Genomic DNA, 22,610 nt, shown 5'->3' on the forward strand with positions numbered 1-22,610 from the left:
GGGACGTGGTGCCCCGGGCGTCGCCGGGGCCCGCCCGCCGCCGAGCCGCGGGGCGTCACGGCTTCGGCGGCGTCGTGCCCGGTGCGGCCGGTGCGGTCGGCGGTGTGGCCGGGGCCGTGGCGGGCGGCGTGGACGGGGCGACCGGCGGCGGGGTCTGCCCGGCCGGCGGGGCCGCCGGGGTGACGGCGTACAGCTCGACGCCCCAGAGCGAGTAGCCGTACTTGGTGGCCCGGGCCACGCCCTGCACCCGCACGAACTTCGCGCCCGGCGCGTCGAAGCGCACCGTCTCGTTGCCGCCCTTGCCGTCCTCCACCGTCGCCACGGTGGTCCAGCCGACGCCGTCCGCCGAGGTCTGGATCTTGTACGCGGAGGCGTACGCCGCCTGCCAGTGCAGCACCGCCGAGCCCAGGTGGGCGGCCTGCGGCAGCTCCAGCCGGACCCAGGCGTCGTCCTTCGCCGGCGAGGACCAGCGGGTCTTCGGGTCGCCGTCGGCCACCGCCGAGGCGGGGAAGTTCGCCGTCTCGTCGGCCGAGGAGGTCGCATGCGCGGTGGTGGCCAGGTCCGGCCCGCCGGTCGGCGGCACCACGTGCACCTGGAGCACCTGCCGGACGGTGGCCGACCCGGCCACGAACAGCACCGGCACCTGGTACGTCCCGGACGGCGTGTCCGGAGCGGCGCTGACCAGCAGCGGAACGCCGACCCGGCCGCCGCGCGGCACGTTCACCCCGGACACCGGGGCCACGGTCAGGCCCTTGGCGACGGCCGGCACCTCGGTGCGCAGCTCGCCGTTCACCCCCTCCGGGCGGCCCGCCTCGATCATCGCCCGGGCCTGCACCGGTGCGGTCGCTCCGGTCACCACGTCCACCGCGGCGTCGGCCAGGCTGAGCCGGGCCGCCGGGACGTCCGCGTACCAGGGGATCACCTGGTTGACCACCGGCGGCTCCCCGCCCGGCTTCCAGGCCAGCCGGAACGCGTCCGCGCTCTGGCCGCCGGCCGGCAGCTCGTTGTAGCCGGGCTGGACGGTGCCGATCTCCACCCAGGTGCCGTCCTCGCGGCGCAGCGCGACGGTGGCGGACGCCCGTACGTTCGGGTCGGTGAGGATGGTCAGCCGGTCCAGCGGCCGGGCCGCGCCCAGTTCGACGGTGAGCGGCTCGTCCGAGGCGGTCGGCGCGGTGGCCGCCCGGTAGGCGGTGTCCGGGTTGCCGTCCAGCACGGCGGTGGCCGAGGCGCCGGGCAGCGCGGCCGGACCGCCGGTGACGCTGGCCGGGGCCTCGTCGGGCGCGGTCACGGTGAACTCGCGCACCGCCACCGCGGTCTTCTGCGCGGCGGTGGCGCGCAGCCGCACCCCGCGGACCACCGTCCCGGCGGGCAGCTGGGCGGTGACGCTCTTCTGATTCTTCACCTGCGTCAGCTGCTTCCAGCCGCCCTCGCCGGTGGTGTACTCCAGCACGCCGTCGCGGATGTAGTCGTCCACCGCGGTCCCGCCGTCCGGGCCGCTGCCCCAGGAGCCCATCAGCACGGTGACGCTGCCGACCGGGCGGCCGCCGCCGAGGTCCAGGCCGACCGAGTCGCCCGGCTGCGGCGGCGCCGAGCTCCAGTAGAAGGTGTCGGCCACGCCGTCGGTCATCAGCGCCGGCAGGTGGTCGTGCGCGGTGCCGAGCGTGCTGGTCGCGGTGATCCCACCGCCGACCACGCCGGCCCAGTTGTCGGCGGCCCGGACGGCGCGCTCCAGGAACGGGCCGAGCACGCCCGCGCCGACCGTCGCCGGGCTCTGGCCCAGCTGCTCGCGCAACTTGTTCAGTTCCACCCGGGCCTTCCAGGCGGCCGCGCCGTCGCCGCCGCGCTGCGCCAGCAGCATGTCCAGCGCGGCCTGGCCGGCGAGGCCGTAGTCGCGCAGCGGTGCCAGCCAGGGGCCGGCCTCGGCGGCCAGCGGCGCGGTGGCCGGGGTCGCGGCCAGGGTCTGCTGCGCGGCGGCCATCGCGGCGAAGGCGTCGCGCAGCGGGCCCGCCGCCTCTATCAGCTTGGCGAGGTCCGGCGCGGCCCCCGCGTTCGGCTCGGCGGTCGCCCAGAACCGCTCCAGCAGCGGGGCGATGTAGCCGGACTCCTGCTTGGACAGCGGCGAGGAGGAGCTGTTGCCGGCCAGCGCCGTGACGGCCGACAGCGCCGCCCCGGCCGGGGTGGTCGCCGCGCCGGTCGGACCGGCCAGCGACCGCAGCGCGGCCTGCCAGGACTCCTCCGGCTTGTACGCGGCGGGGTTCCAGGCGAAGTCTCCGGCGGTGGACAGCGCGATCCGGGAGGCGACGGGCTGCTGCATCGCGCCGGTCAGCATGACGGCCGACCTGGTGGCGACCTCCGCGTCCCGCCCGGTGTAGGCGCCGAGGAAGAGCCGGTCCGGGTCGGCGTCGTTGACCGGGTAGTTGTCCATGGTGACCAGCGGATGCCCGTACAGGCTGCCGGTGTCGGCGGTCTGAGCGCCCGTGATCTTCTCCGGGATCACGCCGACCCCGCTCCACGCCACCTGCACGCCCTCCGGCAGCGCCGCCGCCAGGGCCTTGCGGTACGGCGTGCTGCCCTGCTGGTGGTACTCGGTCGGCACCACGGAGAGCGGGGCCAGTCCCGGGTTCCTGGCGATCAGCCGGTCGTGCACCTTGGCGACCAGCTCGGCCTGCGCCTTGGCGGCGGCGGCCGGCCCGGTGCCGTACTTGGACCGGTCCTCGCTGCAGTGCCACTCGTCGTAGGAGACGTCCAGGAACTGCAGCTGGAACGCGGTGAAGCCGAGCTTGCGCAGCCCGTCCAGCTTGGCGACCAGCGCGTCCGCGTCCTTGGCCGAGCTGAAGCAGAGCGACTGCCCCGGGTCGATCGCGTACCCGAGCCCCACGTGGTTCTTCCGGGCCCGGGCGGCCAGCGCCTTCAGCTCCTCGGCCCGTGCCTGCGGGTAGCCGTCCCGCCAGCGGGAGAGCCGGTACGGGTCGTCGCCCGGTGCGTACAGGTAGAAGTTCTGCTTCGACCGGCCGAGGAAGTCCAGCTGGTCCAGCCGCTGCTGCTGGCTCCACGGCGTGCCGTAGAACGCCTCCGCGGTGCCGCGCACCGGGGCGCCCGACGGCCAGTCGCGCAGCGTGATCCCCGGCAGCCCCAGGCCCGCCGCGCCCGGCGCCTGCCCCTGGCCGGCCGGCACCGCGGCCAGCAGCTGGCGCAGCGACTGCGCCGCGTAGAACGTGCCCGCCGCGTCCGTCCCGGCCAGCACCACCACGCCGTACGTCCCGCCGCCCTGTGCCGGCAGCTGGCCCGCCGACAGCACGTAGCCGCCGGCCGGCATCCCGGCGGTGGACGGCGCGGCACCGTCCTTGCCGCCCGCGGCCGCGGTCAGCTCCCGCAGCACCCGGTCCACCTCGCCGCCCGCCCCCTCGGCGGGCCCGCCGATGTAGACCACCAACGACCCGGCGGCCGGCGTTCCGGCGTCCTCCTGCGGCGTCACCGACGTCGCCCCGGCCACGCCCAGCACCTCGTGGACGGCGTCCACCGCCCCGAGGTCCGCCTTCGGCGCGGGCACCAGCGTGACGGCGGAGGGCACCGCGACCGGCTTCCCGGCCACGCTCTGCTCCTGAGGCCGCGGGAACACCTGAGGGTTGGTGACACTCCCCAGCGGCGTCTGCGCCGCCGTGCTCACCACGTCCGGCCCCGGGCCGTACGCGTACGCCACCGGCCCGCTCACCAGCAGTCCGCCGACCACCGCGGCCGCCGACAGCGTCGCCGCGATCTGCAGCGTCCTGCGGCTGGGCGCCCCCGGCCGCTCGGCCAGCGCCCGCTCCGCCCGCACCGAGGCGAGCAGCGGCTGCGTCCCCTTGAGGTCGGCGATCAGCCGGTCGGCGGTCCTGGGGGCCAGTTGACGGCACGTCCGCGCCGTCAGCTGACGCGCCGCGATCGCGGCCGGGTGGTACAACACGTCGCGCAGCGCCGGGCTCTGCTCCAACTGCTGCCGCAACCGACGCCCTGCAGCGACGGACACTCGGGCTTGCACAGGAGCCTCCTCGCCAGGCAACGACCACATCGCGCCAAAGCCCACCAGTTGGCCCAGCCGGTGTCAACGCCGTCGACGGCTATGACTAGTTTGTCCGTTTTATTGGCGACTGGGGCCGCCACTCCCTCTTCACGCGGCGGCCACCTGGTCACCACCGGGACCCCCGTCGTTCCGTCGTGGCCGCACACCCGGTACGAGGTCCGAAGCACTCCCGCCGTGCCGGTCCGGCGTCCCGGCTGCCCGCGGCCCCGCACCCCGCGGAGCCGTGGACCCGCATGCCGCCGCCCTCCTGGTCCCGTACCGGTCCGCGTCGCAGCTCGCAGCCCGCAGCCGGCCGCGCGCCCGGCCGCCCGTTCACCGTGTGTCGCGCGGGGTCACCGGGCCGTTACGCGGGTAGGACTGTGGCTGTTCTGACCGGGCTTTCCCGAGACATCGCAGGAGCCGCGAGTGGCCGCTTATCTCGACCGTGACGGAGCCGACGGCCTGGAGGTGCCCGCGCAGGACGCGCCGGCCCCTCCGGCCGACCTGGTGGCGTTGGCACAGGCGTACGGGGTGGACCAGGCGTATCAGCCGGGGGCACGGACGCTGGTGGCGGTGCTGGGTGCGTTGGGGGTGGAGGCGGGGACGCCGGAGGCGACGCGGGAGGCGCTGGAGCGTCACCGGGCCGGGCAGCGGGCGCGGTTGCTGCCGCCGTGCGTCGTCGTGCGGCAGGGGCGCAGGACGGCGCTGGACGCGCCGGCCGACGTGCGGCTGAGCGTCGAGCTGGAGGACGGCGGCGTCTGGGAGCTGCCGCGCGGGCACTCGCACTGGCTGCCGGCCGATCTGCCGTTGGGGCGGCACACCCTGAAAGCGGAGACAGCGGAGAAGGTGCAGCGCGCGCACCTGATCGTCGCACCCGAGCGGCTGCCGCAGCTGCCCGGCCGCAGCTGGGGCTTCCTCGCACAGCTGTACTCCGTCCTCTCCGAGCGCTCCTGGGGCATGGGCGACCTCGGCGACCTCGCCGAGCTGGCCCAGTGGGCCGGAGCGGGGCTCGGTGCCGGGTTCGTGCAGATCAACCCGCTCCACGCAGCCCTCCCCTCGACGCCCTCCGATCCGTCCCCCTACCGCCCCTCCTCCCGCCGCTTCGCCGACCCCGTCCACCTGCGGGTCGAAGCGGTGCCCGAGTACGCGTACCTGACGGGCGAGCAGCGCGCCGAGGCCGAGGAGCTGGGCCGCCGGGCCGCGCGGCTGCGTGCCGAGGTGCTGGGCCACGACGGCCTGATCGACCGGGACGCGGTCTGGGCACTGAAGCGCCGCGCCCTGGAGCTGCTGCACGAGGTGCCGCGCGGTGCGGGCCGCCAGGCCGCGTACGACGCCTATCGGGAGCGGGAGGGCGAGTGGCTGGAGCGGTACGCCCTCTGGAACGCCCTCGCCGAGGCGCACGGGGCCGACTGGCACGCCTGGCCGAAGGGGCTGCGCCACCCGGGGAGCCCGCACGTCACCCTCGCCGCCGAGGAGCACCGGGAAGCGGTCGAGTTCCACCGCTGGCTCGCCTGGCAGCTGGACCAGCAGCTCGCCCACGCCCAGCAGGCGGCCCGTACGGCCGGCATGCCGGTCGGCCTGATCCACGACCTCGCAGTCGGCGCGCACCCGGACGGCGCCGACGCCTGGGCGCTCCAGGACGTCCTCGCCACCGGTATCTCGGTCGGCGCCCCGCCGGACGCCTTCAACGCCCACGGCCAGGACTGGGGCCTGCCGCCCTGGCGTCCGGACGCGCTCGCCGCGGCCGGCTACGCCCCGTACGCCGAGCTGCTCCGGTCGGCCGCCCGGCACGCGGGGGCGATCAGGATCGACCACGTGATGGGCCTGTTCCGGCTCTGGTGGGTGCCGGAGGGCCATGCGCCGACCGAGGGCGCGTACGTCCGCTACGACGCGGAGGCGATGCTCGGCGTGCTGGCCCTGGAGGCGCACCGGGCGGGGACGGCGGTGATCGGCGAGGACCTGGGCACGGTGGAGCCGGGCGTCCGCGAGGAGCTGGCGGCGCGCGGCATCCTCGGTACGTCCGTGCTCTGGTTCGAGCGGGACTGGCAGGCCAAGGGCGAGATTCTCGCGCCGGAGCGGTGGCGGCCGGGCAGTCTGGCCACCCTGACCACCCATGACCTGCCGAGTACGGCGGCCCGGCTCTCCGGCGAGCACGTCGAGCTGCGGCACCGGCTCGGTCTGCTGGCGCGCTCGCTCGGCGAGGAGCAGGCGGAGGCGGCGGCCGACCTGGCCGACTGGCGGGCCGAGCTGGCCCGGCTGGGTCTGCTGGCCGAGGGCGAGCCGCTCTCCGCGCAGGCGCTGTACCGGTTCCTGCGGGCCACCCCGGCCGAGCTGGTGGGCGTCTGGCTGCCGGACCTGGTGGGCGATCCGCGCCCGCAGAACCTGCCCGGCACCTGGGACCAGTACCCGAACTGGCGGCTGCCGGTCGCCGACGGCGCGGGGGACCCGGTGACGCTGGACGCGATCGCCGCGGACCCGGCGGCGACGACGCTCGCCGCCGTGCTGGGGCAGCGTCCCGCGGGAGCAGCCCGAAAGGCCGACCCCGCCGCGCGCGGTGACGTAAGCGGCGGGTAAGTTGGGCGACGTGGACAAGAGGAACGCTTTGCGAGCCGGTGCGGTCACCGCAACGGTCACGCTGATGATGCTGCTGTCGTCGCCCGCCATGGCCCTCACCCCGGACGACGGCGACGACCCGGGAGCCGGCCTGAGCGTCGCCCAGGTCCTCGGCCTGTACGTTTTCATCCCGATCGCGTCGTTCGTGATCATCGCGGCCCTGGCCGCGATGCCGTACGGCAGCAAGGGCGGCAAGAAGTAGCCGAGGGAGCTCTCTCTCCACCCACCCCGTACATCGCCCGAGGGGGCGCCGGACACTGTCCGGCGCCCCCTCGGGCGTTTCTCCGTGCCCAGCGGGCGCGGGTACCGGGGGCCGCAGGCGGAACCCGCGACCCCCGGCGGTGCGTCAGTGCCCCAGCTCCCGGGCGCCCGCCGCGCGGTCGGCCACCTGGGCCTTCAGCGCGCGCTCGATCCCGGCCCGCGCCTCGATGACCTGCCGCCGCAGCGCCGGCGCCGGCTCGGCCGAGGCCAGCCAGGCGTCGGTGGCGTCCAGCGTGGCCTGCTCGACCTGGACGGCCGGGTACAGGCCGACGATGATCTGCTGCGAGATCTCGTGGCTGCGGGTCTCCCAGATGCCCTTGACGGCCGCGAAGTACTTCGCGGTGAACGGCGCCAGCAGCTCACGCTGGTCGGCCTGCTGGAAGCCGGCGATCACGGCCTCCTGGACGTAGTTGGTGAGCTTGTCCGACTCCACCACGGAGGCCCAGGCCTCCGCCTTGGCCTCGGCGGTCGGCCGGGCGGCGCGGCAGGTGGCGGCGTGCTCCTGGCCGGCCGCCGTGTTGTCGCGCTCCAGCTCGGCCGCGACGGCGGCCTCGTCGGCGCGGCCGGTGGCGGAGAGCCGGCCCAGCAGCGTCCAGCGCAGCTCGGTGTCGACGGCCAGGCCCTTCAGCTCGACCGAGCCGTCCAGCAGGCCGGCGAGCAGGCCGAGCTGACCGTCGGTACGGGCGACCGAGGCCAGGGCGCGGGCCCAGGCCAGCTGGTGGTCGCTGCCGGGCTCGGCGGCGCGCAGCTGCGCCTCGGCGGCCTCGGCCCAGCGGGCCAGGCCCTGCTCGCGCCAGGCCGGGTCGGCGTAGGCGTCGAGGGCGAGCTTGACCTGGCGGTGCACCGACTGGACGACGCCGATGTCGGACTCCCGGCCGAGGCCGGAGACGGCGAGCGCCAGGTAGTCGCGGGTGGCGAGCTCGCCGTCGCGGGTCATGTCCCAGGCGGAGGCCCAGCACAGGGCGCGCGGCAGCGAGTCGGTGAAGCCGCCGAGGTGCTCGGTGACGACGGCCAGCGAGTCCTCGTCCAGACGGACCTTGGCGTACGAGAGGTCGTCGTCGTTGAGCAGGATGACGGCCGGGCGGTGCCGGCCGACCAGCTGCGGGACGTCGGTGCGCGGGCCGTCGACGTCCAGCTCGATCCGGTCGGTGCGGACCAGCGAGCCGTCCGTCAGCTCGTACAGGCCGATGGCGATCCGGTGCGGGCGGAGCACCGCCTCGCCCTTGGCGCCGGCCGGCAGCGCGGGGGCCTCCTGGAGGACGGCGAAGGACTCGATCTCGCCGTCGGTGTTGAGGGTGAGCGCGGGGCGCAGCACGTTGATGCCGGCCGTCTCCAGCCAGGCCTTGGACCAGGCCTTGAGGTCGCGTCCGCTGGCCTTCTCCAGGGCGCCGAGCAGGTCGCTCAGGCGGGTGTTGCCCCAGGCGTGCTGCTTGAAGTAGGCCTGCACGCCCTGGAAGAAGGCGTCCTGGCCGACGTACGCCACCAGCTGCTTGAGCACCGAGGCGCCCTTGGCGTAGGTGATGCCGTCGAAGTTGACCTGGACGTCCTCCAGGTCGTTGATGTCGGCCATGATCGGGTGGGTGGACGGCAGCTGGTCCTGCCGGTACGCCCAGGTCTTCATCTGGTTGGCGAAGGTGGTCCAGGAGTGCGGCCACTGCGAACCGGGTGCCTCGGCCTGGCAGACGGCCTCGGCGAAGGTGGCGAACGACTCGTTCAGCCAGAGGTCGTTCCACCACTCCATGGTGACGAGGTCGCCGAACCACATGTGGGCGAGCTCGTGCAGGATGGTCGCGGCCCGCGACTCGTACGCGGCGTCGGTCACCTTGGACCGGAACACGTACTGGTCGCGCAGGGTGACGGCGCCCGCGTTCTCCATCGCGCCGGCGTTGAACTCCGGGACGAACAGCTGGTCGTACTTGGCGAACGGGTACGGGTAGTCGAACTTCTCCTGGAAGTAGTCGAAACCCTGCTTGGTGACCGCGAAGATCGCCTCGGCGTCCAGGAACTCGCGCAGCGAGGGGCGGCAGTAGACGCCCAGCGGCACCTTCTGGTCGCCGTTCTCGTAGGTGTCGAAGACGCCGACGTACGGGCCGGCGACGAGCGCGGTGATGTAGGTGGAGATCCGGCCGGTCGGCTCGAACTTCCAGACCTGGGTGTCACCGTCGCCGGCCGGGGCCGGGGTGGGGGAGTTGGAGACGACGACCCAGCCCTTGGGGGCGGTCACGGTGAACGTGAACGCGGCCTTGAGGTCGGGCTGTTCGAAGGCGGCGAAGACCCGGCGGGCGTCCGGCACCTCGAACTGGGTGTACAGGTACGTCTCGCCGTCGACCGGGTCGACGAACCGGTGAAGGCCCTCACCAGTGTTGGTGTAGGCGCAGTCGGCGACGACGCGCAGCTCGTTCTCGGCGGCCAGGTCCGGCAGCGCGATCCGGCTGTCGGCGAAGTTGGCGTTGTCGAGCCGCTCGCCGTTGAGCGTGATCTCCCGGACGCTCGGGGCGACCAGGTCGATGAAGGTGGCCGCGCCGGGGGTGCGCGCGGTGAACCGGACCACCGTGGTGGACCGGAAGGTGCCTCCCTCGCGGGCCGAGCCGAGGTCGAGCTCGATGTCGTACGCGTCCACGTGCAGGAGGTCGGCCCGGGTGCGGGCCTCCTCACGCGTCAGGTTGGTGCCGGGCACTCGCAGGACTCCTTCGTCAGGCTTGATGCCTCGCATCCTCCCATGTCCGGTCGTCCATGCCGGGGGGAATTCCCGGGGGAACGCCGCCGGGGGGGGGGGGGGGGGGGGGGGGGGGGGGGTCCCCCCCCCCCCCCCCCCCCCCCCCCCCCCCCCCCCTCCCCCCTCCCCCCCCTCCCCCCCCCCCCCCCCCCCCCCTCCCGGCCCGTCTCCCCCCCCCCCCCCCCCCCCCCCCCCCCCCCCCCCCCCGGCCGTGCCGACGGGTGGTCAGCCCCTCAGGGCCGGCGCGTCACTTCTTGACGAACTTGATCACCGGGCTGTCCGAGCCGGAGCTGCGGGAGAAGCCGAACAGCGAGCCGTCGGACTGCACCACGTACTCGGTGGAGCTGGCGTACATGCTGTCGGCGGCCTTGTTCTGGGTGAGGTTGCCGAGCTCGCTCACCGAACCGTCGGCCGGCGAGAGCGTCACCAGCTTGGAGTCCTTGTTGTAGCCCATGTCCAGCACGGCGCGGATCTTGCCGTCCTTGTCGGTGCCGGAGACCAGCCGGATGCCGTCGCTGGCACTGCCGGTGGACGACCAGAGCCGCTTGCCGCTGGTCAGGTCGTAGGCGTTGATGGCCGGCTTGCTCGGGTTGGTCTGGACGTACAGCGTGGTCCCGCTCACCACGCTCTGGGTGAACGCGTCGGCCTGGCCGGAGAGGCGCAGGCTGTCGGCGCCGGGCTCCTTGACCGACATCGGGTTCATCGGCTTGTTGCTCTTGTCGAACGGCAGGATGTAGTCGCCGTTCGGGCCGCTGGTGACCAGCAGCACCAGCGGCTGGTCCGAGACGACCTTGTCGACCCGCTCGATGCTGCCGGTCAGCGGGATCGGCGCGCCGCTGGTGGTCTTGCCGGTGTCCGTGTCGACCAGGACCAGCTGGGACTTGGTGGTGGTGTTGAGGCCGTAGCAGCGGTCGCTGACCGCGATCTGGGCGCCGGCCGCCTTGCCGTAGACGCTGCAGTCCTTCTCACGCGGCTGGAACTGCCAGGCAGGCGAGCCGTCGCTGATGTTCACCGCGCCGACCATGTTGCCGCCGATGCCGATGACCTTCTCGGTGACGCTCAGGGTGGGCGAGGACATCCGGTCCTGGCTGACCTTGGCCGTCCAGAGCAGCTTGCCGGTGCTGACGTCGACCGCGCCGACGGTGGAGCAGTCGCTGTCACCGGTGTTGAGCGCGACCGCGGCGATGTGCTTGGAGTTCACGCCGTACGAGGCGGCGCAGAACTCCTTGCTGCCGGCAGGCGGGGCGATCGTCCACAGCTCCTTGCCGTCGGCCGAGTTGAGGCCGCGGATGCCGTAGCTGTCGGCGCGCACGATGGTCTTGTCGGCGCCCCAGATGCCGAGCATCTGCGAGCCGCTGGTCGTGTTGGCCGGCTTGGCGGCGGCCCAGGCGAGGTTGTAGGCGCCGGCCTTGCCGGCGCCACCACCGGTGGGACCGCCCGAGCCGTTCGTGGCGGTGGGGTCGGTGGTGCTGCCGCCGGTGACGCCGCCGGCGCTGGTGCTGCTGCTGCCGGGGTCGTCGGGGCTGCCCTGGAACAGCACGACCAGGCCGGCGACGATGGCGATCGCCAGCACACCGCCGATGATGCCGCCCCAGAGCATCACCGGGTTGCGCTGCTTGGGCACCGGAGCCACCGGCGCACCCGGGTAGGTGTACCCGGCCTGCTGCTGCGGGTAGGCGTAGCCGGTCCCGCCGCCGTCGGTCGGCGGGGCGGTGTAGCCGTACTGCTGGCCGCTGTTGGGGGCGGCGAACGGGGGCTGGGCCGGGTCGTACGGGCCGACCGGCGCGCCGGGCGGGGGCGGCGGTGTGCCCTGCGCGGGGAAGGCGGCGGCGGTGGGCGCGTAGGCGTAGTCACTGCCCGGCGGCTGGGCCGGGGGCTGTCCCGGCGGCGTTCCGGGCGCGGCCGGCGCGGCCGGTCCACCCTGCCCGGGGACCGGTGCCCCGTCGAGCTGTGTCATCTGGTCCGCCATGGCGGCCGGGTCGGGCGCGCCGCCGGGCGTGCGCCCGAGCGAGACGCCCCGGTTGTCCTGCGGACCGCTGCCGGTCGTGTCGCCTGCCCCCGGCGTAGGGTGATCCCCTGCCATCTGATGCCCCGTCATGTCTGGAAGCGTCCCCCGGCCGGGTCACGTCCGAGGCCGGTGGGACGGGTGAGATTGGGCACCATCGTACGGGTGGCCCGTTTTGGCCCGGCCTCAGGAGCCCCGAACCCCGCGCACCGCACCCCTGAGCTGCCCGGCCTTCCCGCAGCCCGTCGCCGCCCCCCGCCCCGGCGTCTCGAAGCCCCCACCTCACCCGCACGGACACTGCGCCACCCCCTCACCTGCCCTCCCCACCGCACGCGCCCCTCCCGTCGCCCGTTGCCGCCTCCCCGTCACCCGCCGTCCGCCCCCCGCCGTGCCCTCCCGTGCCGCCGCCGGCCGCGCCACCCGGACGCCCTCGCGCCGCCTCCCCGTCACCCGCCGTTCCACCCACGTCGCCCGTCGCCGCACCCCCGACCCCCTTCAGGGCCTAGGCTTCAGGAGTTGAAGGGATCGCCCGGCGGAGGGGTTCCCTCGCCCTTGGGAGGGTGGATCATGTCGACGGACACACCGGGCTCGCAGTCCTCACTGCACCGGGCGAACCTGGAGCGCGTGCTCCGGGCGGTACGGATGGCCGGCTCGCTGACCCAGGCCGAGATCGCCCGCGGCACCGGGCTCTCCGCGGCCACCGTTTCCAACATCGTCCGGGAACTCAAGGAGAGCGGCACCGTCGTGGTCGCCGACACCTCCTCCGGCGGCCGCCGCGCCCGCAGCGTCTCGCTCAGCGGCGACGCCGGCATCGTGGTGGGCATCGACTTCGGCCACACCCACCTCCGGGTCGCCGTCGGCAACCTCGCGCACCGGGTGCTCGCCGAGGAGAGCGCCCCGATCGACGTGGACGTCTCCGCCGCCCAGGGGTTCGACCGCGCCGAGGCGCTGGTGGAGCGGCTCCTGGCCCAGGCCGGGTTCCGCCCGGACAAGGTGATCGGGGTGGGGCTCGGGGTCCCCGGCCCGATCGACGTGGAGACCGGCGCGCTCGGCTCCACCGCGATCCTGCCGGGCTGGACGGGCATCGCCCCCGGCCGCGAGCTGGCCGAGCGCCTGGGCATGCCCGTGCACGTGGACAACGACGCCAACCTGGGTGCGCTGGGCGAGCTGGTCTGGGGTGCGGGCCGCGGCCTGAGCGACCTCGCCTACATCAAGGTGGCCAGCGGTGTCGGTGCCGGCCTGGTGGTCAACGGCCAGATCTACCGCGGCCCCGGCGGAACCGCCGGTGAGATCGGGCACATCACCCTGGACGAGGCCGGCCCGGTCTGCCGTTGCGGCAACCGCGGCTGTCTGGAGACCTTCGTCGGCTCCCGCTACCTGCTGGGCCTGCTCTCCACCACCCTCGGCCCGGACCTCTCGCTGCCCCGGGTGGTCGAGCTGGCGCACCAGGGCGATCTGGGCTGCCGCCGGGTGATCGCCGACGCGGGCCGGCAGATCGGCACCGGCGTCGCCACCCTCTGCAACCTGCTCAATCCCCGCCGGGTGATCCTCGGCGGCGACCTCGCCGACGCCGGCGAGCTGGTGCTGGCCCCGATCCGGGATTCGGTGGCCCGCTACGCCATCCCGAGCGCGGCCCGCCAGCTGTCGGTGGTCCCGGGGACCCTGGGCGGCCGGGCCGAGGTGCTGGGCGCGCTGGCGCTGGTGATGAGCGAGATGGACGACTCCGGGACGCTCGGCAGATCCGTACAGGCGTCCGTCGCCCGACCGTGAGTACCCGCCGGGGGACCCTCCGTGGCCGTCTGCGCGCCCCGTACGGCGATTGCCGGCGGGTGGTGGCGGGCGCCCCGCTCGGCGTCCGGTAAGTGGACATTAGACTCGACCGGTCGGCACCGACCGAGTTCGTCGGACCGCGCCGGCACACCGGGCAGCGACGCCCGTCGGACCGCCCGCGGTCCGCGACTTTGAACGAGGAGGAACGGGTGGCCCTGCTGACCCGCATTCGGGGACCGCGCGATCTCGACCGGCTCACGCCCGGACAGCTGGCCACCCTGGCCGAGGAGATCCGGACCTTCCTGGTGACGGAGGTCTCCAAGACGGGCGGCCACCTCGGCCCGAACCTCGGCGTCGTGGAGCTGACCGTCGCGCTGCACCGGGTCTTCGACTCGCCGCGCGACCGCATCCTCTTCGACACCGGCCACCAGAGCTACGTCCACAAGCTGCTCACCGGCCGCCAGGACTTCTCCCGGCTGAAGATGAGCGGCGGCCTCTCCGGCTACCCGTCCCGCGCCGAGTCCGAGCACGACGTGATCGAGAACTCGCACGCCTCCACCGTCATCTCCTACGCGGACGGCCTGGCCAAGGCCAACAAGATCAAGGGCAAGACGGACCCGGTCGTCGCGGTCATCGGCGACGGCGCGCTCACCGGCGGCATGGCCTGGGAGGCGCTCAACAACCTCGCCGACGCCAAGGACCTGCCGGTCGTCATCGTCGTCAACGACAACGAGCGCTCCTACTCGCCGACCATCGGCGGCCTCGCCAACCACCTCGCGACGCTGCGCACCACCCAGGGCTACGAGCGCTTCCTCTCCTGGGGCAAGGACGCCCTGCAGCGCACCCCGGTGGTCGGCCAGCAGCTGTTCGACACGCTGCACGGCGCCAAGAAGGGCCTGAAGGACTTCATCGCCCCGCAGGGCATGTTCGAGGACCTCGGCCTCAAGTACATCGGCCCGATCGACGGCCACGACCTCACCGCCCTGGAGTCGGCGCTCACCAAGGCGCGCGGCTTCGGCGGCCCGGTGATCGTCCACTGCCTCACCGAGAAGGGCCGCGGCTACCACGCGGCCGAGAACAACGACGAGGACCGCTTCCACGCGGTCGGCGTGATCCACCCGGACACCGGCCTGCCGGTCAAGAGCTCGGGCAAGGACTGGACCTCGGTCTTCGGCGAGGAGATGGTCGCGCTCGGCCACGAGCGCGAGGACATCGTCGCCATCACCGCCGCGATGCTCCACCCGGTGGGCCTGGCCCCGTTCGCCAAGGCCTTCCCGGACCGGATCTTCGACGTCGGCATCGCCGAGCAGCACGCCGTCACCAGCGCGGCCGGCCTGGCCACCAACGGCCTGCACCCGGTCTTCGCGGTCTACGCGACCTTCCTCAACCGCGCCTTCGACCAGGTCCTGATGGACGTCGCCCTGCACAAGCTGGGCGTCACCTTCGTCCTGGACCGGGCCGGCGTCACCGGCACCGACGGCGCCTCGCACAACGGCATGTGGGACATGTCGATCCTCCAGGTCGTCCCGGGCCTGCGGCTGGCCGCGCCCCGTGACGCCGACCAGGTCCGTGCCCAGCTGCGCGAGGCCGTCGAGGTCACGGACGCCCCGACGGTGGTCCGCTACTCCAAGGGCACGGTCGGCCCGGCAGTCGCCGCGGTGGGCCGGATCGGCGGCATGGACGTGCTGCGCGAGGCCCCGGAAGGCTCGGGGCCGGCCGACGGCCGCCGCGCCGACGTGCTGATCGTCTCGGTCGGCGCGATGGCCCCGACCAGCCTGGAGGTGGCCGACCTGCTGGCCGCCCAGGGCATCAGCGCGACCGTGGTGGACCCGCGCTGGGTCAAGCCGGTGGACGCGGCCCTGCCGGGCCTGGCCGCCGAGCACCGGGCGGTCGTCACGATCGAGGACAACGGCCGGGTCGGCGGCGTCGGCGCCGCGATCGCGCAGGCGCTGCGCGACGCCGAGGTGGACGTCCCGCTGCGTGACTTCGGCATCCCGCAGGAGTTCCTGGACCACGCCTCCCGGGGCGAGATCCTCGCCGAGATCGGGCTCAACGCGCCCGACATCGCCCGCCAGGTGACCGCGCTGGTCTCCCGGCTCGCCAAGCTGGACGTGGCCACCGTCGAGGCCTGAGCCCGGCCCCGGGCCACCCCGGCCCGCTCCCACGGCGTCCGTTTGCGACAACTTCGCAACAGTCCACCCGGGGGCGAGCCGATAATCGCACCGAAAGGCGGGACCGGCGCTGCCCAGGCCGGTCCCGCCCGGTAGGTTGTCATCCGTGCCGACCCCCACCCGCCCCCGTCTCGCCGGGCTAGCCGAGCGCCTGCCCGACCGCGTCCGTACTGGGCTCCTCATGCCCGTCGGCGGGCAAGGAGGGCGTTACTGGACGAGGCTGGTGCCGGTGCTGGCCCTGGTCGCGCTCAGCACGCACATCCCCTCCTTCGTCCGGCCGGTCTGGAGCCCCGACGAGGGCTTCCTGGCCACCCAGGCCCGGATGCTGGCCGACGGGGGCGTCCTCTACGACACCGTCGTCGACCGGAAGCCCCCGCTGCTGCCCTGGCTCTACCAGGCCTGCTTCGCCGTCTTCGGCTCCGCCTCGCTCTGGCCGCTGCGCACCCTGGCGGTCGTCGCGCACCTGGGCACCGCGATCCTGCTGGCCTCGATCGCCCGCGGACGCTGGGGCAACCGGGCGGGCGCCGGCGCCGGCCTGCTCTACCTGCTGGTCTCCATCGGGCTCTCCCCGGAGGACACCCAGGCGGCCACCTTCGAGGTGTTCATGCTGCCCGCCATGGTGGCGGCCTTCCGGTACGCCGAGCGGCGCCGCTGGCTGGCCGCGGGCATCGCGGTGGCACTCTGCTCGCTGACCAAGCAGACCGGCGGCGCGGTGCTGCTCCCGGTGCTCTGGATGCTGTTCCAGGACGCCCGCCGGCGCGGCGTCCGCTGGCCGCCCGCGCTGTTCAAGATCGGCTTCGGCTTCACGCTGCCGATAGCGCTGGTCGCGGTCATCCTCACCAAGCCCAAGGGCTTCCTGTTCTGGGTGGTCACCGGCAGCGGCGACTACGCCTCGTTCGGCGGAGCCTGGCTGCAGATGACCGGCCGGGCGCTCGGCAACTCGGCGATCCTGGTCGGGGCCGGCCTGGGCTTCCTGCTGCCGGTCGGGCGCAGGCTCTGGCTGAAGTACCGCCACCGCCCGCTGCCGGTCGCGGGGGAGGAGCACGGCTCCACCGCCGACCTCTGGGTCTGGCTGCTCTCCTCGGTGGTCGCGGTCAGCGTCGGCTTCCACTTCTTCGGCCACTACTACCTCCAGCTGATGCCCCCGCTGGTCCTGCTGGGCACCGGCGCGGTCGCCACCTCGGCGATCCGCTGGAAGCCCGTCCTGGCGTACACGACGGCCGCCGCCACCGTGTTCTGGGCGCTGGCGCTGGCCTGGCCGGGCGAGCGGCTCAACCAGACCACCGAGGTGGCCACCGCCGTCGCCGCGCAGACCACGCCGAAGGACACCGTGCTGGTCTGGGGCATGCACCCGGAGCTGTACTGGCTGGCCGACCGCAAGCCGGCCACCCGCTACCTGACGGCCGGCTTCCTGACCAACTACAGCGGCGGCAAGGACAGCAGCCCCAACGTCGGCGAGCAGTACAGCGTCAGCAACGCCTGGCAGACCTTCGACAAGGAGCTGCTCGCCAACGGCCTCCCGGAGGTCGTGGTGGACGACTCGGGCCTGGCGCCGTACCAGCCGACCCAGATCCCGCGGATCGAGAACCTGCTGGACACCCACTACGAGATGGTCGGCGTCTTCGCCGACACCGTGGTCTACCGCCTCAAGCACTGAGCCCCGGCGTCCCGCCCCGCGCGGACGTCCCGGCCCGTGAAGAGCCCGGACCCGGCCGATACGGTCCCCTCGCCGCGCGGACGTCCCCGCCCGTACGGAGCCCCCCCGGTACGGACCCCGTCCCGCGCGGCACATACGGAAGAGCCCCGGTGACCTCCAAGGTCACCGGGGCTCTTCGCGTCACTGCTAGGCGGGCACCGAGGCCACACCCGGGGCGAGGAACCGCTTGCCGGTCACCCGCTCCGAGACGCCCTCACGGTCCAGGTACGGGGTGATCCCGCCCAGGTGGAAGGGCCAGCCGGCACCGGTGATCATGCAGAGGTCGATGTCCTGCGCCTCGGCGACGACACCCTCCTCCAGCATCAGGCCGATCTCCTGCGCGACGGCCTCCAGGGAGCGGTTGAGCACCTGCTCCTCGGTCAGCACGGTGTCGCCGAAGGAGAGCAGCTCCAGTACCTCGGGGTCGAGGACCTGCTTGCCGTCCACCCAGGTGTAGAAGCCGCGCTTGCCGGCCTTGACCACCTTGCCGAGGTTCTCGGAGACGGTGAAGCGCTCCGGGAAGGCGTCGTGCAGGGTCTCCGAGACGTGCAGCGCGATGGCCGGGCCGACCAGCTCCAGCAGCACGATCGGGGACATCGGCAGGCCGAGCGGCTCGACGCCCTTCTCGACCGTGGCGATCGGGGTGCCCTCGTCGATGATGTTCTGGATCTCGCCCATGAAGCGGGTCAGGATCCGGTTCACCACGAACGCCGGGGCGTCCTTGACCAGCACCGAGGTCTTCTTCAGCTTCTTCGAGACGCCGAAGGCGGTGGCCAGCGAGGCGTCGTCGGTCTGCTCGCCGCGGACGATCTCCAGCAGCGGCAGGATCGCGACGGGGTTGAAGAAGTGGAAGCCGACGACCCGCTCGGGGTGCTTCAGCTTCGAGGCCATCTCGGTGACCGACAGCGAGGAGGTGTTGGTCGCCAGCACACAGGTCGGCGAGACCACGTTCTCCAGGTCGGCGAAGACGGTCTGCTTGACGCCCATCTCCTCGAACACGGCCTCGATCACGAAGTCCGCGTCGCCGAAGCCGACGGCCTTGTCGAGCGAGCCGGTGACCAGGCCCTTGAGGCGGTTGGCCTTGTCGTTGCCGATCCGGCCCTTGCCGAGCAGCTTGTCGATCTCGGCGTGGACGTAGCCGACGCCCTTGTCGATGCGCTCCTGGTCGATGTCGGTGAGGACCACCGGCACCTCCAGCCGGCGGGCGAAGAGCAGCGCCAGCTGGGAGGCCATCAGACCGGCACCGACGATGCCGACCTTGCTGACCGGGCGGGCCAGCGACTTGTCCGGGGCACCGAACGGGCGCTTGGCCCGGCGCTGCACCAGGTTGAAGGCGTAGATGCCGCTGCGCAGCTCGCCGCTCATGATGAGGTCGGCCAGGGCCGCGTCCTCGGCGTCGAAGCCGGCCTGCAGACCGGCCGCGTCCGTGAGGCCGGCGTCCTTGACCAGCTGGATGATGTCCAGCGCCTTGTAGGCGGCCGGCGCGGCGCCGTGCACCTTGGCGTCGGCGACCAGGCGGCCCCAGGCGACGGCGTCGTCCCAGGCCTTGCCGCGGTCGATCGCCTCGCGCTCGACGACGACGTCGCCCTTGAGGACCTTGGCGGCCCACAGCAGCGACTGCTCCAGGAAGTCGGCCGGCTCGAAGATCGCGTCGGCGATCCCCAGCTCGAACACGTCCTTGCCCTTGAGCTGCTTGTTCTGGCTCATCGAGTTCTCGATGATGACCTTGATCGCCTTCGAGGGGCCGATCAGGTTCGGGAGGATGGTGCAGCCGCCCCAGCCGGGGACGAGGCCCAGGAAGACCTCCGGCAGCGAGAACGCCGGGACGCCCGCGCTGACGGTGCGGTAGGTGCAGTGCAGGCCGACCTCGACGCCGCCGCCCATCGCCGCGCCGTTGTAGAACGCGAAGGACGGGACGGGCAGCGCGGCGATCCGCTTGAAGACCTCGTGCCCGCCCTTGCCGATGGCCAGCGCGTCCGCGTGCTCCTTGAGCAGCTCGACGCCCTTGAGGTCGGCGCCGACCGCGAAGATGAACGGCTTGCCGGTGACGGCGACACCGACGATCTTGCCCTCGGCGGCCTCGGCCTCGACCTGGTCCAGCGCGACGGACAGCTTCAGCAGCGAGCCCGGGCCGAAGGTGGTCGGCTTGGTGTGGTCGAAGCCGTTGTCCAGGGTGATCAGGGCCAGCTTGCCGGCCTGCAGCGGCAGGTCCAGGTGGCGGACGTGGGCCGTGGTGACGACCTCGCCCGGGAACAGCTCGGCGCCGTGCTGCAGCAGCTCAGTAGTGGTGCTCATGCTCACTTACCACCCTCGAAGTGCGGGTTCTCCCAGATGATGGTGCCGCCCATGCCGAAGCCGATGCACATCGTGGTGAGGCCGTAGCGGACGTCCGGGCGCTGCTCGAAGCGGCGCGCCAGCTGGTTCATCAGGCGCACGCCGGAGGAGGCCAGCGGGTGGCCGAAGGCGATCGCGCCGCCGAACGGGTTGACCCGCTCGTCGTCGTCCGCGATGCCGTAGTGGTCCAGGAACGCCAGCACCTGGACGGCGAAGGCCTCGTTGACCTCGAAGGCCTGGATGTCGTCGATCGTCAGGCCGGCCTTGGCCAGGGCCTTCTCGGTGGCCGGCACCGGGCCGATGCCCATGACCTCGGGCTCGACGCCCGCGAAGGCGTACGAGACCAGGCGCATCTTGACCGGGAGGCCGAGCTCCTCGGCGACGTCCTCGGCGGCCAGCAGCGACGCGGTGGCGCCGTCGTTCAGGCCGGCCGAGTTGCCCGCGGTGATGTTGCCGTGCGGGCGGAACGGGGTCTTCAGACCCGCCAGGCTCTCCATCGTGGTGCCCGGGCGCAGCGGCTCGTCCACGGTGGCCAGGCCCCAGCCGGTCTCGCCGACCGCGGGGTTGGTGTTGCGGATCGAGATCGGCACCAGGTCCGGCTGGATGTCGCCGTTGGCGTAGGCCTTGGCGGCCTTCTCCTGCGAGCGCACGGCGTAGGCGTCGCAGCGCTCCTTGGTGATGTGCGGGAACCGGTCGTGCAGGTTCTCCGCGGTCATGCCCATGAACAGGGCGGACTCGTCGACGAGCTTCTCGGAGACGAAGCGCGGGTTCGGGTCGACGCCCTCGCCCATCGGGTGGCGGCCCATGTGCTCGACGCCGCCGGCCACGACGATGTCGTACGCGCCGAAGGCGATGCCGCCGGCGGTGGCGGTGACGGCGGTCAGCGCGCCGGCGCACATGCGGTCGATCGAGTAGCCCGGGACGGACTTCGGCAGGCCGGCCAGCAGGGCGGCGGTGCGGCCGATCGTCAGACCCTGGTCGCCGATCTGCGTGGTGGCCGCGACGGCGACCTCGTCGATGCGCTCGACGGGCAGGTTCGGGTTACGGCGCACGAGTTCCCGGATGCACTTGACGACGAGGTCGTCGGCGCGCGTCTCGTGGTAGATGCCCTTCGGGCCGGCCTTGCCGAACGGGGTGCGGACGCCATCGACGAAGACGACGTCCCTCGCGGTACGAGGCACGGGGGCTCTCCTCCCAGGGACCAACAGGTTGAGGTGGGCAGGCTGCCGCCGTCCGTCGCAGAGAGGACGTGAGCGGCGCCGCTTCACCGCCATGCTACCGGTCGGTAACCAGCCTGCCCAGGCCCGACGGCCCGATCTCCACGTGTGTCCCGCGACACGTCGCCCCGTCCGGGTACGACGAAGGGGATGCCGTCGTCGAAACGGCATCCCCTTCCGCGTCCTGCTGCTCAGCCCTGCTGCGCGGCCCCGCCGCCCGGGCCTGCCCGAGGCTCGGCCCTACTGCTCGGTCCTGGCCGGGCCCGGCTCCGTCGCCGCCTTGACGAACGCGGCGGCGACCACCGGCGCGACCAGGTCGACCTGCCACTGCCGGGCGCCGAGCCGGCGCAGCGCGGCGGCCACGTCGGCGGCGCTCGCGTCGGCCGGCGGCTCCCAGGAGACCCGGCGGACGAGGTCCGGGGTGATCAGGTTCTCGGCCGGCAGGTTGTGCGCCTCCGCCAGCTCGCTCACCGCGGCCCGCGCCCCGGAGAGCCGGGCGGCCGCCACCGGGTCCTTCTCGGCCCAGGCGCGCGGCGGCGGCGGTCCGTCGTGCGGCGCGGAGGCCGGCGGCAGCTGGTTCTCCGGGACCTCCCGGCCGCGCTGCACGGCCGCCAGCCACTGCTCCAGCTGACGGCGGTGCACCCGCGGCCCGAAGCCCTGGACGGCCTGCAGAGCGGCGATGTTGAGGGGCATGGCCAGCGCGGCGTTGACGATCGCCGCGTCCGGGAGCACCCGGCCCGGCGAGACGTCCCGCTCCTGCGCGAGGCGGTCCCGCGTGAGCCAGAGTTCGCGCACCACGGCCAGCTGGCGGCGCCGGCGGACCTTGTGCAGCTGCGAGGTGCGGCGCCAGGGGTCGGTGCGCGGTGCCGGGCGGGGCGCGGCGGCGATCGCGGCGAACTCCTCCAGCGCCCAGTCCAGCTTGCCCTGGGCGTCCAGCTCCTCTTCGAGTGCGTCGCGCAGCTCGACCAGCACCTCGACGTCCAGAGCGGCGTAGCGCAGCCACGGCTCGGGCAGCGGGCGGGTGGACCAGTCGACCGCGGAGTGCTCCTTGGCCAGGCTCAGCCCGAGCACGCTCTCGGTCATCGGCCCGAGGCCGACCCGGGCGAACCCGGCGATCCGGCCGGCCAGCTCGGTGTCGAAGAGGCGCTGGGGCCGCATGCCGACCTCGGCCAGGCAGGGCAGGTCCTGGGTGGCGGCGTGCACCACCCATTCGGTGTCCGCGAGGGCCGCGCCCAGCCCGCTGAGGTCGGGGCAGGCGATCGGGTCGATCAGCGCGGTACCGGCGCCGGCGCGGCGCAGCTGGATGAGGTACGCCCGCTGGCCGTAGCGGTAGCCGGAGGCCCGCTCGGCATCGACGGCAACCGGTCCGGTACCCGCGGCGAAGGCGGCGACGACGGCGGCCAGCGCCCGCTCGTCCGCCACGACTGGCGGGATCCCCTCCTTCGGTTCGAGGAGCGGGACCGGGGCTGCTTCTTCTGGGATGGCTGCTACGGCGTCGGTCACTCACCAAGGGTACGACGGACCTCGCAGCCGGGAGTGTTGTCGGACTGGTCAGACCGGGTCGGTGAATATGCCCGTATGACCGCCCGCTCGCCTCCGGGGCGCTCGCGGCGGGGTGCCCGCTCGTGTCCGGCCCGCTCGGGGCGGGGGCGCGCTCGCCGTGGTGCGGCGCCGGAAGCGGCTGCGGGGGGCCTGGGGGAAAAGTCCCCCCAAACCACCGCAAAAACCACAACCAACAGTCACTGGCTGCCGCCTATGCGCAAGACCAACCATCACACCCCCGCCACC

The 22,610-nt window shown here is 73.6% G+C and carries 11 protein-coding genes; 5 read left to right on the forward strand and 6 right to left on the reverse strand.

The genetic code is table 11. The features are described 5' to 3' along the window. Positions 1–55: 55 nt before the first annotated feature. Complete coding sequence (locus ACZ5WK_RS13365) at positions 56–4,006, reverse strand: beta-N-acetylglucosaminidase domain-containing protein (RefSeq protein ID WP_465547469.1); 3,951 nt, start codon at positions 4,004–4,006, stop codon at positions 56–58. Positions 4,007–4,465: 459 nt separating this feature from the next. On the opposite strand from ACZ5WK_RS13365, the gene malQ reads away from it, so the two are divergent. Continuing rightward, positions 4,466–6,613, forward strand: coding sequence for a 4-alpha-glucanotransferase (malQ, locus tag ACZ5WK_RS13370; protein ID WP_465547470.1), 2,148 nt, complete (start codon positions 4,466–4,468; stop codon positions 6,611–6,613). 10 nt (positions 6,614–6,623) lie between these two features. After that, a complete protein-coding gene (locus ACZ5WK_RS13375) occupies positions 6,624–6,854 on the forward strand; it encodes a hypothetical protein (RefSeq protein WP_396325053.1) in 231 nt (76 codons plus the stop codon). Between the two features lie 144 nt (positions 6,855–6,998). On the opposite strand, the gene pepN is transcribed toward ACZ5WK_RS13375, so the two are convergent. Further along, a complete protein-coding gene (gene pepN / locus ACZ5WK_RS13380) occupies positions 6,999–9,590 on the reverse strand; it encodes an aminopeptidase N (RefSeq protein ID WP_465547471.1) in 2,592 nt (863 codons plus the stop codon). 286 nt (positions 9,591–9,876) lie between these two features. Next, positions 9,877–11,712: an outer membrane protein assembly factor BamB family protein gene (locus ACZ5WK_RS13385; protein ID WP_465547472.1), complete on the reverse strand. Its 1,836-nt coding sequence runs from the start codon at positions 11,710–11,712 to the stop codon at positions 9,877–9,879. Between the two features lie 489 nt (positions 11,713–12,201). On the opposite strand from ACZ5WK_RS13385, the gene ACZ5WK_RS13390 reads away from it, so the two are divergent. The 3 genes from ACZ5WK_RS13390 to ACZ5WK_RS13400 all read left to right on the forward strand — a co-directional run bounded on the left by ACZ5WK_RS13390 (position 12,202) and on the right by ACZ5WK_RS13400 (position 17,232). Then, the gene (locus ACZ5WK_RS13390) at positions 12,202–13,404 is read left to right on the forward strand and encodes an ROK family transcriptional regulator (RefSeq protein WP_396320558.1); all 1,203 of its coding nucleotides are present in this window, start codon (positions 12,202–12,204) and stop codon (positions 13,402–13,404) included. A gap of 209 nt (positions 13,405–13,613) precedes the next feature. After that, on the forward strand, positions 13,614–15,536 hold the full coding sequence (dxs, locus tag ACZ5WK_RS13395; protein ID WP_465547473.1) for a 1-deoxy-D-xylulose-5-phosphate synthase: 1,923 nt from the start codon (positions 13,614–13,616) through the stop codon (positions 15,534–15,536). Positions 15,537–15,681: 145 nt separating this feature from the next. After that, on the forward strand, positions 15,682–17,232 hold the full coding sequence (locus ACZ5WK_RS13400; protein ID WP_465547474.1) for an ArnT family glycosyltransferase: 1,551 nt from the start codon (positions 15,682–15,684) through the stop codon (positions 17,230–17,232). Between the two features lie 186 nt (positions 17,233–17,418). On the opposite strand, the gene ACZ5WK_RS13405 is transcribed toward ACZ5WK_RS13400, so the two are convergent. The 3 genes from ACZ5WK_RS13405 to ACZ5WK_RS13415 form a co-directional block, all read right to left on the reverse strand. Then, positions 17,419–19,566: a 3-hydroxyacyl-CoA dehydrogenase NAD-binding domain-containing protein gene (locus ACZ5WK_RS13405; RefSeq protein ID WP_465547475.1), complete on the reverse strand. Its 2,148-nt coding sequence runs from the start codon at positions 19,564–19,566 to the stop codon at positions 17,419–17,421. A 2-nt stretch (positions 19,567–19,568) separates the two neighbouring features. Continuing rightward, the gene (locus ACZ5WK_RS13410; RefSeq protein ID WP_396320554.1) at positions 19,569–20,786 is read right to left on the reverse strand and encodes a thiolase family protein; all 1,218 of its coding nucleotides are present in this window, start codon (positions 20,784–20,786) and stop codon (positions 19,569–19,571) included. 276 nt (positions 20,787–21,062) lie between these two features. Then, the gene (locus ACZ5WK_RS13415; protein WP_465547476.1) at positions 21,063–22,325 is read right to left on the reverse strand and encodes an HRDC domain-containing protein; all 1,263 of its coding nucleotides are present in this window, start codon (positions 22,323–22,325) and stop codon (positions 21,063–21,065) included. Positions 22,326–22,610 lie beyond the last annotated feature (285 nt).

This window comes from Kitasatospora sp. NPDC032757 (assembly GCF_055579305.1).

Bases quoted from the DNA above. Each gene is read 5' to 3' on its own strand.
- ACZ5WK_RS13385 (WP_465547472.1), bottom strand. From the start codon at position 11,712: ATGGCAGGGGATCACCCTACGCCGGGGGCAGGCGACACGACCGGCAGC.
- ACZ5WK_RS13390 (WP_396320558.1), top strand. From the start codon at position 12,202: ATGTCGACGGACACACCGGGCTCGCAGTCCTCACTGCACCGGGCGAAC.
- ACZ5WK_RS13405 (WP_465547475.1), bottom strand. From the start codon at position 19,566: ATGAGCACCACTACTGAGCTGCTGCAGCACGGCGCCGAGCTGTTCCCG.